This is a genomic window from Rhodococcoides corynebacterioides (genome assembly GCF_019834675.1).
Lineage (GTDB): Bacteria > Actinomycetota > Actinomycetes > Mycobacteriales > Mycobacteriaceae > Rhodococcoides > Rhodococcoides corynebacterioides_A.
Map to the genome: position 1 here is coordinate 1 of NZ_JABUBU010000027.1, position 11,667 is coordinate 11,667.

The following is an 11,667-nucleotide window of genomic DNA, read 5'->3' on the forward strand; positions in this document are numbered from 1 at the left end:
CAACCCGCATATCCCCAGCAGCCCGTCTCCCCCCAGCCCGCCCCACCGGTCCGACAGGAAGGTCTCGCCGTGCGCAGCGAACTGTTCGCCCCCTCCAATGCCGAGGTGCAGGGCAACGGCATTCTCAAACAGGGCAGCAAGATGGCCCGCGTCGCCATGAACGGCGAGGTCATGGCCCGATCGGGATCCATGGTCGCGTACCAGGGCGACCTGCGGTTCGAGGCGCAGGGCTCGGGCGGGATCGGCAACCTCATCCGGCGCACCGTCACCGGCGAGGGTGTTCCGCTGATGAAGGTCAGCGGCCGCGGCGACCTGTTCCTGGCCAACGCCGCGCAGGACGTCCACATCATCGACCTCGACGGCAGCGACGGGCTGACCATCAACGGCTCCAACGTGCTGGCCTTCGACACCTCGCTCTCCTACCGCATCGGCCGGGTCCAGGGGGCCGCGGCCAGCTCCAACGCGGGGCTGTTCAACTGCGTCTTCACCGGTCGCGGCCGCATCGCGATCACCACGGACGGACAGCCGGTGGTGCTGAACGTCGACCAGCCCACGTTCGCCGATCCCCAGGCGGCGGTGGCGTGGTCGTCGAGCCTGCAGACGTCGGTCAAGAGCAACGACCAGTTGAACTTCGGCACCCTCATCGGCCGGAGCACCGGCGAGCGGTTCACGCTGCAGTTCTCCGGGCAGGGCTTCGTGGTGGTGCAGCCGTCCGAGCTGCCCCCGGGCGGTCTGATCGCCGGTACCGGCGGCGGCCAGCAGGCCGGAGTGGGCGGCGCTCTCGGTGGTCTGCTCGGCCGGTGACGGCTCCGGCGATGACCGACGCACAGGAGGAGTTCGCGGAGCAGGTGCTCGGCGTCGTCGACCACATCCCGGTGGGGCGAGTGATGACCTACGGCGACATCGCGGAGTACCTGCAGCGCGGGGGCCCGCGCGGCGTCGGGGGCGTGATGGCGCGCGAGGGCGCGGCCGTCGCGTGGTGGCGCGTCGTGCGGGCGAACGGCACGCTGCCGGCCCACCTGGTGATCGACGCCCAGGAGCACTGGCATCTCGAACGCACCCCGCTGCGGCGCGGCATCGTCGACGTCGACGCCGCCCGCTGGTGGCCCGAGGCCGACGAGCGCGCGGCACGCTGAATGGCCTGCCACGACGCCCACCCGCGCGACGACGATTTCCGTCCCCGGGTACGGTTTGCCCGATGGGAACCGTCGGTGCGCCCGCTACCTCCCAGCGGGACGGTGAGGTCGTGATGACCCGTGCCGATTCCACCGCGGCGGCCTGGTGGCGCGCCCTGCCGCTCACCCGCGTCGTCCGGGTCGAGGGGGCGTCGCTCCGCGATCTCGCCGATCACGTCGATCCGCTGCCCGCCGACGCCCCCGCGCCGCTCTTCTTCTGCGCCGACGACGCCGCCGCGGCGAGCGCGTCAGCGCTCACCGACGCGGTGGTCGCGGCCGTCGAACAGGCCGCGATCGAGCTGATCCCCCTCGTCGTGCCCGGTACCGACTCGCCCGGCGACCACTCGTCGCTCGTCCGGGACGCCGCCCGCGCCCGGGCCGTCGACCTCGCCCGATCGAGCGCGCACTTCGGGCCGTACCTCGCGTCCCTGGCCGGCGCCCGCGCGTCGGCCCGTCCCCCGCGCTCCGACGCGTTCTCCCGCGAGACGCGGCTGACCGGCGCCGCGCGCGTCGTCGCGCAGGCGCACGGCCGGGACAGCGCCGTCGTGATTCTCGACGTCCCCGCCGAGGCGCCGTCCCGCGACGTCGCGGCGGCCGCGGAATGGCTGTGCCGCACCGGGGTCGGGGTGTGGCTGACCGGGCTCGGCGCGGCCGACGACGACCGCGTGCCGACCGTCCGCGTCGAGGCGCCGCGCGTGCCGAACGACGTCGCCACGATCGTCGATCGGTTCCGTCCCGCGAGCTATCCACCCGTCGTCGGGCATCCGCACGCGGCGAGCGCCGCAGAGAAGCGTCTCCACCGCCTGTTCTCGGCACGGGAGTGGGCGACGGGCCGTGGGCACAACCAGGTGGTCCGCGTCTCCGAACTCGCCCGGCCGTTCACCGTCGACGTCGTCTGGCTGCAGGAGAAGATCGCCGTCGAGGTCGACGGCCCCGAACATCGGTCCCGGCACCGCTTCTCGGACGATCGATCACGGGACAACCTGCTGCAGACACACGGCTGGATGGTGCTGCGCTTCACCAACGAGGACGTGCTCACCGACCACGAGAGCGTCGTCACGATCATCGACCAGGCACTGCACCGACGACGAGCGAAGGGGACCCCCACGTGAGCACGACCGACTTGACCGGCACCGAGGTCGCCGTGTTGATGGTGCTGATGGCCGAGGCGCGGGCTCTGACCAACAAGGAACTCAGGGAACTCGCGTCGGAGCCCAAGAAGGCATCGCGCGACAAGCTGGTCCGTCAGGGCGTCGTGTCCCTCGGCAAGAGCGGAAGATCGATGACCCTGGAGCTGACCGACAAGGGCTGGAAGGCTGCCTACGACCTGATGGGCGACGAGGCCCCGCCGCGCGCCAACCGGGCGTTGTTCACGGTCCTTGCCGGTCTGCGTCGATGGATGGACCGCGACGACGTTCGCCCCGCCGAGGTGTTCTTCCCCCGCGACACCCCCGCCGCGATCGAGCCGCTGCCCACGCCGCCGAACGCCGTCGTACCGCAGTCGGTGCGCGAACAGGACGCCGTTCCCGACTCTTCGGCCGAGAGCGGCACCGACCTCGAGACGCGCATCCGGCGCGCGTACGCGGACCTCGCGCGCGAGCCCGGGGCGCGGGTGCGGCTGACCCGGCTGCGGCCCGCCCTGTCCGACGTTCCCCGCGACCGCCTCGACGACGCGCTGGTCGCGTTGCAGCGGAAACCGGGCGTCTCGTTGATCCCCGAAGAGAACCAGAAGACGCTGTCCGACGACGATCGCGCCGCCGCGGTGACCGTCGGGAACCAGCGCAACCACCTGCTGACGATCACCTCGTGATGGGTACTTCCATGAGCACTGCAGACGACCGCATCCGCGCCCTCGAGTCGGTGCGCCTGAGCTGGGCGCCGACTCCCGACGACGTGTGGCGGTCCCAGTCCGACGTCCACGTCGCCGGCCTGCACGACCGCGTGTACGCCGACGTCATGGCGGCCTACACCGACGCCGAGAAGTCCGACGACGCGAGCCCGCTGGGCGTCGTCGTGCGCGGGCCGGCCGGGTCGGGCAAGACCCACCTGCTCGGCCAGGTGCGCGAGGAGATCCAGGAGCGCGGCGGCTACTTCTTCCTCATCCGGCTGCTCGACGCCGCGGGCTTCTGGCGGTCGGTGCTGATGGGCATGCTCGACGACCTGACCCGCCCGTCCGGGCGCGGTGACGACAGCCAGCTCGCGCTGATGCTCCGTCGACTGTGCGAGGTGGGCGGGGTCGACGAGTCCGTCCGCGCACAGGTGATGGGCGAGACGATGATCGACGTCGACGCCCTCAACACGTTCGTCACCGCGGTCTACAAGGTGCATCCGCGACACCGGCGTACCTCGCAGCACACGTTGCGGTCGCTGGTGCTGTCGGTCGCGCCGGACACCGGCGTGCAGGACATCGGCGACGCGTACCTGCAGTCGATCGACGACGTCGACCCGGAGGAGTTCCGCGCCTGGGGCATCGTGCGCGCCGAACTGGGCCACCAGGGCATCGCCGAGAACATCTCGCGCCTCCTCGCCATCACCGGTCCGACGGTGCTCGCCATCGACCAGATCGACACCCTCGTCGCGCAGGCGCGGACGGGCTCGGACCAGGAGTTCGCGGACGCCCGCGAGGACAAGGTCGTCGAGCAGCTGGCGCACGGGTTGATGTCGTTGCGCGAGACCCTGCCGCGCACGGCGTCGGTGCTCTCCGCCCTGTCGAGCGCGTGGGATCTCATCGAGGCGCGCGGCACGGCGCCGGTCAAGGACCGCTTCCGGGTGACGACGGATCTCGAGCGCATCCCGTCGTCGGACATCGGTCGGCTCCTGCTGGGGCGGCGGCTGAACGCGTGCTTCCGCGACGTCGGCTTCGTCCCGCCGCACGAGACGTGGCCGGTGGCCGCGGACGCCTTCGATCAGGCGCCCGATTTCACCCCGCGACAGCTGCTCATCGCCGTCGACCGGCACATCCGCCGCTGCCTCGACAGCGGGGTCGCCGACGAGCTAACCGACTTCCGGGACAAGGGCGGCGACGGTGGACAGCGCATCGTCGTCGAGCAGGACGAGCTGGCCGCCCTCGACGAGCGCTACGCCGCGCTGATCGCCGACGCCGACGTCAGCGTCCAGATCTCCCCGACCACCGAGGACGTGCTGGTCCCGACCCTGCTCGCCGCCGGACTCACGGCGTGGATCCACGAGCACCAGTCCTCCGACGACAGCCTCGCGCAGGACCCGCCGCCCAGCGGTCGGGCCGCCCTGCACGCCCGGTTGCGCCACACCGTCGATACGGACACCGACGACGAGGAGCACTGGTGCTTCCGCGCCATCACCGCGACGCACTGGCGCGCCGCGGGTGCCCGGATCGGGCGGGCGGTCACCGCAGCGGGCCTGCACATCGACATGCCGCGACGGAAACTGATCCTGATCCGCAACGATCCGTGGCCGTCGGGCGCGAAGACGCAGCAGACCATCGCGGCGGTGCGGCAGGCCGGGGCCGTCGAGGTCCCGCTCACCGAGTCCGACCGCCGAGCGCTCACCGCCCTGGGGCGACTGCTCGACGAGAACTCCCCCGCCCTCACCTCGTGGCTGCTCTCCCGCAAGCCGGCGCACGAGATCGAGCTGTTCCGCACGACGCTGCCCGAGGTCAGTGTCGTCGACGACGAGCGCGCCCTCATCGAGCCGGAACCGATCACCAGCCGCCCCGCGCGTCGGCCCGAGATCGAGATCGGCACGGAGCTCAGCACCAACGCCGAGGTCCGCATCCCCCTCGAAGCGCTGCGCAAGCACACGGCGATCTTCGCGGGATCCGGGTCCGGCAAGACCGTGCTGATTCGCCGGCTCGTCGAAGAGTGTGCCCTGCAAGGTGTCTCGGCCATCGTGCTCGACATCAACAACGATCTCGCCCGCCTCGGCAGCGCGTGGCCCGACGACGAACGCACGTGGCCGCCCGGCGACGAGGCCAAGGCGACGGCCTACCTCCGCGACACGGACGTCGTCGTCTGGACGCCCCGGAAGTCGTCGGGACGCCCGCTGAGTTTCCAGCCGCTGCCGGACTTCGCCAGCGTCGTCGGCGACCGGGACGAGTTCGACGCGTCCGTCGAGTCGGCGCTCGCCGCTCTCGCCCCCGCCGCGTCCGCCGTCGGCACCACCGAGAAGGCCAAGCATCGGCAGGCCGTCCTGAAGTCGGCGCTCGAGGGATTCGGGCGTCGATCGCGGGGTGGGTCGCTCGCCGACTTCGTCGACCTGCTCGAGAACCTTCCCGACGACGCCAGCGAGATGCGCGACGCGACGCGCATCGCCGCGGACCTCGCCGAGAACCTCAAGGCCGCGATGACCAACGATCCGTTGTTCGCCGGTAGCGGGACGCCCGTCGATCCGGGTGTCCTGCTGACCCCGGCGGAGGGCAAGAAGGCCCGCGTGTCCGTGATCAACCTGGCCGGGCTGACCACCGAGGACCAGAAGCAGAGCTTCGTGAACCAGCTGCAGATGGGCCTGTTCGCGTGGATCAAGAAGAACCCGGCCGGTGATCGGCCGCTCGGCGGACTGTTCGTGATGGACGAGGCCCAGAACTACGCGCCGTCCGACCGCTACACCGCGGCGACGCACAGCACCCTGGCCCTCGCGTCGCAGGCCCGCAAGTACGGACTGGGGCTGGTGTTCGCGACGCAGGCGCCGAAGGGTCTGCACAACCGCATCGCCGGCAACGCGGCGACGCAGTTCTACGGCCTGTTGAACAGCCCTGCGCAGATCACCGCCGCGCAGGAGATGGCGCGGGCCAAGGGCGGGTCGGTTCCGGACGTCGGGCGGCTGCCCGCCGGGCAGTTCTACGCGGCGGTCGAGGGTGCCGAGTTCCGGCGGACCGCCACCCCGCTGTGCCTGACCTACCACCCGAAGAGCCCGCCGACGGAAGAGGAGGTCCTCGCGCTGGCGCGTGAGTGACGGGGCGCCCGGCGGCGTCGCGCGTAACTTGGTTGCCATGGCTTACCGATTTCTGGGCAACAGTGGACTCAAGGTCTCCGAGATCACCTACGGCAACTGGCTGACGCACGGCTCGCAGGTGGAGAACGACGTCGCCACCGCATGCGTCAAGGCGGCGCTCGACGCGGGTATCACCACCTTCGACACGGCCGACGTCTACGCCAACGGCGCCGCCGAGGAGGTACTCGGCAAGGCCGTCGCGGGCGAGCGCCGGGAGAGCCTCGAGATCTTCACCAAGGTCTACTTCCCCGTCGGCCCGAAGGGCCCCAACGACACCGGCCTCTCGCGCAAGCACATTCGCGAGGGCATCGACAACTCGCTCCGCCGGCTCGGCACGGACTACGTCGACCTCTACCAGGCGCACCGGTACGACCACGAGACGCCGCTCGAGGAGACCATCGCGGCCTTCGGCGACGTGGTGCAGCAGGGCAAGGCGCTCTACATCGGCGTCTCGGAGTGGACGGCCGACCAGCTGCGTGAGGCGCAGTCCTTGGCGCGCGAGCGCGGCTTCTCCATCGTGTCCAACCAGCCGCAGTACTCGGCGCTCTGGCGCGTCATCGAGGCCGAGGTGGTCCCGGCCTCGAAGGAACTCGGCATCTCGCAGGTGGTCTGGTCGCCGCTCGCGCAGGGCGTGCTGACGGGCAAGTACGTGCCCGGTCAGCCGCTGCCCGAGGGCTCGCGCGCCACGGACGACAAGGGCGGCGCGGACATGATCTCGCGGTACATGAACGACGAGACCCTCACCCGCGTGCAGAAGCTGAAGCCGATCGCGGACGATCTGGGCCTGTCGATGTCGCAGCTCGCCATCGCCTGGGTGCTGGCGAACGACAACGTCGCCGCGGCCCTCGTCGGCGCCTCCCGGCCGGAGCAGATCGCGGACAACGTGAAGGCGGCCGGCGTCACCCTCGAGTCCGACGTGCTCGCGCGGATCGACGAGGCCCTGGGAGACATCGTCGAGAAGGACCCGGCCAAGACGGTCAGCCCGGAGAAGCGCCTGGTCTAGACCCGTTCCTGCGCTGCGGTTCCGCTCGCGCGCTGCCTGTGTGCAGCGCGCGTGACGGGCCGCAGCGCGGGAGGGGCGATCCCCGGGAGAACGGTGTTCCACAGGCCCTGCTCGGGGGCCCGCCGCCCGCCGCCGGCACGGGCAGGCTCGCGGCATGGACCACCTCACGCGAGAGTCGGCCCTCCGGCTCGGTCTGACCGACTCGCGAGTCCGTCGTGCCGTCGCCGCGGGCTCGCTGCACCGCATTCGACGCGGGCACCTCTGCGACGCCGGTGAGTGGGCGGCCCTGACCGACGACGCCCGCTACCTGGTGGAGGTGCGTGCTGCCGCAGCGGCACTCACCCTGCCCGCCTCCCTGAGCCACCAGTCCGCCGCGGCGCTGCACGGCCTCCCGGTGCTGCGACCCGACAGACGCGTCGTCCACCTCACGCTCGACGGGCGCAGCGGCGGCCACGGCGGTTCGCGAGCCCTGCACCGATGCCCCCTGGACCCCGTCGACGTCACGACGATCGACGGCCTGTCCGTGACCACCCTCGAACGCACCGCCGTCGACGTGGCGTGCGCGGGCACGTTCGCGCAGGCGGTCTGCGTCGCGGAGTCCGCGCTGCGTGCCGGTGCGACGCGGGAGGGACTGGCCGCGGCCCTGGTCCGCGTCGGGCGTCGTCGGGGCATTGCCGTCGCGCGGGCGGGGCTCGCCTACGCCGACGGCCGCACCGAGAGCATCGGCGAATCGTGGAGCCGGGCGCTGATGCGGGGCTGGGCCGACGTGCCCGAGCCTCGCCTGCAGCACACCTTCACTCGGGACGACGGAACGTTGTCGCGCGCACCGACTTCGACTGGGACGGCCGCCTGGTGGGCGAGTTCGACGGCGAGGTGAAGTACGGCGGCGACACGCGCGCCGCCGTCCTGGCCGAACGCCGTCGGGAGAACGACCTGCACGCGCTGGGCGTCCACGTGGTGCGGTGGGCGTGGCCGGATCTGATGCAGTCGGACCGGCTGCACCGCCTGCTCCGGGACGGGCTGCGGATGGTCGGCCGGTGACCGCCCTGCCTTCCCGCGCTGCGGTTGTGGTGCCGCGCTGACTGCTCGCAGCGCGCGTGTACAGCCGCAGCGCGGGAAGGGGTGAGGGATGCAGAACGGCCCCGCACTCACGGGGAGTGCGGGGCCGTTCGCGGTACTGCAGGTCTTACTTGGCCTTCTCGAGGACCTCGACCAGTCGCCAGTGCTTGGTGGCGGACAGGGGGCGGGTCTCCATGAGCTGAACGCGGTCGCCGACGCCGGCGATCCCGTTCTCGTCATGGGCCTTGACCTTGGTGGTGCGTCGGATGATCTTGCCGTAGAGGGCGTGCTTCACACGGTCCTCGAGCTCGACGACGATCGTCTTCTGCATCTTGTCGGAGACGACGTAACCGATACGCGTCTTCCGGCTGTTGCGGGTCTCTTCAGTCACTGCTTCCTCGCTCACGCTGCGTCACCTGCCGTGTCCTCGGACGGACCGCTGGCCAGCCCGAGCTCACGCTCACGCATGACGGTGTAGATGCGCGCGATCTCGTGGCGGACGACGCGCAGTCGACGGTTGTTGTCCAGCTGGCCGGTGGCCATCTGGAAGCGGAGGTTGAACAGCTCCTCCTTCGACTCACGAAGGCGGTCGATCAGTTCTTCGTCACCGAGCTCGCGGAGCTCGGCAGCCGGGGTACCGGTGGCCATCAGAACTGAACCTCCCTCGTGACGATGCGTGCCTTCATCGGCAGCTTGTGGATCGCGCGGGTCAGCGCCTCGCGGGCGATGGCCTCGTCCGGGTAGCTGAGCTCGAAGAGCACGCGGCCGGGCTTGACGTTGGCGACCCACCACTCCGGCGAACCCTTACCGGAACCCATGCGGGTCTCGGCCGGCTTCTTGGTGAGCGGGCGGTCCGGGTAGATGTTGATCCAGACCTTGCCGCCACGCTTGATGTGGCGGGTGACGGCGATACGAGCTGCCTCGATCTGACGGTTGGTGACGTAGGCCGGCCCGAGAGCCTGGATGCCGTAGTCACCGAAGGTCACCTGAGTCCCGCCCTTGGCGGCACCCGAACGCTTGGGGTGGTGCTGCTTGCGGTGCTTGACCCGACGTGGGATCAACATGCGTCAGCCCTCCTTCTGCTCGGTCGTAGCGGGTGCATCAGCGGTTGCGGTCGCGGCGCGGCCGGCCTCGGTGCTGGTCGCCGTGGTGCCCGAGGCACCGCTGCGACGCGGACGAGACGGACGCTCGCGGCGGGGACGGTCGGAGGGTGCGGCCGCGGCAGCGACCTCACGACGTCCACCGACGATGTCGCCCTTGTAGATCCAGACCTTCACGCCGATGCGACCGAAGGTGGTCTTCGCCTCGTAGAGGCCGTAGTCGATGTCCGCACGCAGCGTGTGCAGCGGAACGCGACCCTCGCGGTAGAACTCGGAGCGGCTCATCTCCGCGCCGCCGAGGCGGCCGGAGCACTGGACGCGGATGCCCTTGACGTTCGGCTGACGCATGGCCGACTGGATGGCCTTGCGCATCGCACGACGGAAGGCGACGCGGTTGCTGAGCTGCTCGGCCACACCCTGAGCCACGAGCTGAGCCTCGGACTCGGCGTTCTTGACCTCGAGGATGTTCAGCTGGACCTGCTTGCCGGTCAGCTTCTCGAGCTCGGAACGGATGCGGTCGGCCTCGGCGCCGCGGCGACCGATGACGATGCCCGGACGCGCGGTGTGGATGTCGACGCGAACGCGGTCACGCGTGCGCTCGATCTCCACCTTCGCGATGCCGGCCCGCTCCATGCCCGTGGCGAGGAGCTTCCGGATCGCGACGTCTTCCTTGACGTACTCCGAGTACTGCTTGTCTGCGTACCAGCGCGACTTCCAGTCGGTCGTGATGCCGAGGCGGAAGCCATGCGGGTTGATCTTCTGGCCCACTACTGAGCTCCCTTCCGGCGACCACGTGCCGAGCCGCCGGTCTTGGGCAGGCTCTCCACGATGACCGTGATGTGCGATGTGCGCTTACGGATACGGAACGCGCGACCCTGGGCACGGGGCTGGAATCGCTTGAGCGTTGCGCCCTCGTCGACGAACGCCGCGGCCACGACCAGCGTGCTGGGGTCGAGGTCGAGGTTGTTCTCGGCGTTGGCGGCGGCGCTGGCGACGACCTTGGCCACCGGCTCGCTCGCTGCCTGCGGCGCGAACTTCAGGATGTTCAGTGCATCCTCGACGCTGCGTCCGCGGACCAGGTCGACGACACGGCGTGCCTTCATCGGGGTGACGCGCACGTGCTTGGCCGTCGCGCGAGCGGTCGGGTTGTCGGTCGCGACAATCCCTGAACGAGAGATGCTCATCGCCTCTTCGCCTTCCGGTCGTCCTTGATGTGTCCCTTGAACGTGCGCGTCGGCGCGAACTCACCGAGCTTGTGTCCGACCATGGCATCCGAGACGAACACCGGGACGTGCTTGCGACCGTCGTGGACGGCGAAGGTGTGTCCGATGAAATCGGGGGTGATGGTCGAGCGACGCGACCAGGTCTTGATGACCTGCTTCGTGCCCTTCTCGTTCTGAACGTCCACCTTCTTCAGGAGGTGGTCGTCGACGAACGGGCCTTTCTTCAGACTGCGTGGCATCTGCTACTCCCTCCTGCTTATCGCTTGTTCTTGCCGGTGCGGCGGCGGCGGACGATCAACTGATCGGACGGCTTGTTCTTGCGGGTGCGGCCTTCAGGCTGTCCCCAGGGGCTGACCGGGTGGCGACCACCGGAGGTCTTGCCCTCACCACCACCGTGCGGGTGGTCGACCGGGTTCATGACGACACCACGGACGGTGGGGCGCTTGCCCTTCCAGCGCATGCGGCCGGCCTTGCCCCAGTTGATGTTGGACTGCTCGGCGTTGCCGACCTCGCCGACGGTGGCGCGGCAGCGCACGTCGACGCGGCGGATCTCACCGGACGGCATACGCAGCGTGGCGTAGGGGCCCTCCTTGCCGAGGAGCTGGATGCCGGCGCCGGCGGAGCGAGCCATCTTGGCTCCGCCGCCGGGACGCAGCTCCACCGCGTGGATGGTGGTACCCGTCGGGATGTTGCGCAGCGGCAGGTTGTTGCCCGGCTTGATGTCCGCGGTCGCACCGGACTCGATGGGCGAACCCTGCGAGATGCCCTTCGGCGCGATGATGTAGCGCTTCTCGCCGTCGGCGTAGTGCAGCAGCGCGATGTTGGCGGTGCGGTTGGGGTCGTACTCGATGTGAGCGACCTTGGCCGGCACGCCGTCCTTGTCGTTGCGACGGAAGTCGATCAGACGGTAGGCGCGCTTGTGGCCGCCACCCTTGTGACGGGTGGTGATGCGACCGTGGGCGTTGCGGCCTCCGCGGCCGTGCAGCGGGCGGATGAGCGACTTCTCCGGTGTCGAGCGCGTGATCTCCGCGAAATCGGAGACACTCGCGCCGCGACGACCGGGAGTGGTCGGCTTGTACTTGCGAATTGCCATGTTTGTCTCGTCCCTTGATCCTCGAGGACCCTCGTGAGCTCCGGCC

The 11,667-nt window shown here is 70.3% G+C and carries 15 protein-coding genes; 8 read left to right on the plus strand and 7 right to left on the minus strand.

The genetic code is table 11. The annotated features are described in order from the left end of the window. The 8 genes from HQ603_RS17135 to HQ603_RS17170 all read left to right on the plus strand — a co-directional run. Window positions 1–804 (plus strand): AIM24 family protein (locus HQ603_RS17135; RefSeq protein WP_222685974.1); only part of this gene is annotated, 804 nt, incomplete at its 5' end. Between the two features lie 11 nt (window positions 805–815). Beyond that, window positions 816–1,136: an MGMT family protein gene (locus HQ603_RS17140; RefSeq protein ID WP_222685975.1), complete on the plus strand. Its 321-nt coding sequence runs from the start codon at window positions 816–818 to the stop codon at window positions 1,134–1,136. A gap of 62 nt (window positions 1,137–1,198) precedes the next feature. Further along, complete coding sequence (locus HQ603_RS17145) at window positions 1,199–2,287, plus strand: endonuclease domain-containing protein (RefSeq protein WP_261774000.1); 1,089 nt, start codon at window positions 1,199–1,201, stop codon at window positions 2,285–2,287. Then, window positions 2,284–2,985, plus strand: a complete 702-nt coding sequence (locus HQ603_RS17150; protein ID WP_222685976.1) for a hypothetical protein — start codon at window positions 2,284–2,286, stop codon at window positions 2,983–2,985. The genes HQ603_RS17145 and HQ603_RS17150 overlap by 4 nt, the downstream gene beginning before the upstream one ends. Window positions 2,986–2,996: 11 nt before the next feature. Continuing rightward, window positions 2,997–6,104, plus strand: coding sequence for a helicase HerA domain-containing protein (locus tag HQ603_RS17155; RefSeq protein ID WP_222685977.1), 3,108 nt, complete (start codon window positions 2,997–2,999; stop codon window positions 6,102–6,104). Window positions 6,105–6,141: 37 nt separating this feature from the next. After that, a complete protein-coding gene (locus HQ603_RS17160; protein ID WP_222685978.1) occupies window positions 6,142–7,146 on the plus strand; it encodes an aldo/keto reductase family protein in 1,005 nt (334 codons plus the stop codon). Between the two features lie 154 nt (window positions 7,147–7,300). Continuing rightward, entirely contained in the window at window positions 7,301–8,023 is a 723-nt protein-coding gene (locus HQ603_RS17165; protein WP_222685979.1) for a hypothetical protein, read from the plus strand. Then, window positions 7,999–8,187: a hypothetical protein gene (locus HQ603_RS17170; protein ID WP_222685980.1), complete on the plus strand. Its 189-nt coding sequence runs from the start codon at window positions 7,999–8,001 to the stop codon at window positions 8,185–8,187. The genes HQ603_RS17165 and HQ603_RS17170 overlap by 25 nt, the downstream gene beginning before the upstream one ends. 145 nt (window positions 8,188–8,332) lie before the next feature. Here the strand turns inward: HQ603_RS17170 and rpsQ are convergent, their stop codons facing one another. From rpsQ to rplB, 7 genes are read right to left on the minus strand one after another with little or no spacing between them, the layout of a single operon-like run. Further along, entirely contained in the window at window positions 8,333–8,611 is a 279-nt protein-coding gene (gene rpsQ, locus HQ603_RS17175; RefSeq protein ID WP_068099620.1) for a 30S ribosomal protein S17, read from the minus strand. Next, complete coding sequence (gene rpmC, locus HQ603_RS17180) at window positions 8,608–8,853, minus strand: 50S ribosomal protein L29 (protein WP_068099619.1); 246 nt, start codon at window positions 8,851–8,853, stop codon at window positions 8,608–8,610. Before rpmC ends, rpsQ begins: the two co-directional genes overlap by 4 nt. Then, window positions 8,853–9,269 (minus strand): 50S ribosomal protein L16, encoded by a 417-nt coding sequence (gene rplP / locus HQ603_RS17185; RefSeq protein WP_068099618.1) that lies wholly within the window; start codon window positions 9,267–9,269, stop codon window positions 8,853–8,855. The genes rpmC and rplP overlap by 1 nt, the downstream gene beginning before the upstream one ends. A gap of 3 nt (window positions 9,270–9,272) precedes the next feature. Further along, on the minus strand, window positions 9,273–10,073 hold the full coding sequence (gene rpsC, locus HQ603_RS17190; protein ID WP_222685981.1) for a 30S ribosomal protein S3: 801 nt from the start codon (window positions 10,071–10,073) through the stop codon (window positions 9,273–9,275). Beyond that, entirely contained in the window at window positions 10,073–10,489 is a 417-nt protein-coding gene (gene rplV / locus HQ603_RS17195; RefSeq protein ID WP_068099616.1) for a 50S ribosomal protein L22, read from the minus strand. Before rplV ends, rpsC begins: the two co-directional genes overlap by 1 nt. After that, complete coding sequence (gene rpsS / locus HQ603_RS17200) at window positions 10,486–10,767, minus strand: 30S ribosomal protein S19 (protein WP_042575433.1); 282 nt, start codon at window positions 10,765–10,767, stop codon at window positions 10,486–10,488. The genes rplV and rpsS overlap by 4 nt, the downstream gene beginning before the upstream one ends. Window positions 10,768–10,784: 17 nt before the next feature. After that, entirely contained in the window at window positions 10,785–11,621 is an 837-nt protein-coding gene (rplB, locus tag HQ603_RS17205; RefSeq protein ID WP_222685982.1) for a 50S ribosomal protein L2, read from the minus strand. Between the last annotated feature and the right edge of the window lie 46 nt (window positions 11,622–11,667).

Excerpts from the sequence above, each read along its gene's own strand:
- HQ603_RS17165 (WP_222685979.1), top strand. The coding sequence starts at position 7,301 with ATGGACCACCTCACGCGAGAGTCGGCCCTCCGGCTCGGTCTGACCGAC.
- HQ603_RS17160 (WP_222685978.1), top strand. The coding sequence starts at position 6,142 with ATGGCTTACCGATTTCTGGGCAACAGTGGACTCAAGGTCTCCGAGATC.
- HQ603_RS17140 (WP_222685975.1), top strand. The coding sequence starts at position 816 with ATGACCGACGCACAGGAGGAGTTCGCGGAGCAGGTGCTCGGCGTCGTC.
- rplV (WP_068099616.1), bottom strand. The coding sequence starts at position 10,489 with ATGAGCATCTCTCGTTCAGGGATTGTCGCGACCGACAACCCGACCGCT.
- rplB (WP_222685982.1), bottom strand. The coding sequence starts at position 11,621 with ATGGCAATTCGCAAGTACAAGCCGACCACTCCCGGTCGTCGCGGCGCG.
- rplP (WP_068099618.1), bottom strand. The coding sequence starts at position 9,269 with ATGTTGATCCCACGTCGGGTCAAGCACCGCAAGCAGCACCACCCCAAG.
- rpmC (WP_068099619.1), bottom strand. The coding sequence starts at position 8,853 with ATGGCCACCGGTACCCCGGCTGCCGAGCTCCGCGAGCTCGGTGACGAA.
- HQ603_RS17145 (WP_261774000.1), top strand. The coding sequence starts at position 1,199 with ATGGGAACCGTCGGTGCGCCCGCTACCTCCCAGCGGGACGGTGAGGTC.
- HQ603_RS17155 (WP_222685977.1), top strand. The coding sequence starts at position 2,997 with ATGAGCACTGCAGACGACCGCATCCGCGCCCTCGAGTCGGTGCGCCTG.
- rpsS (WP_042575433.1), bottom strand. The coding sequence starts at position 10,767 with ATGCCACGCAGTCTGAAGAAAGGCCCGTTCGTCGACGACCACCTCCTG.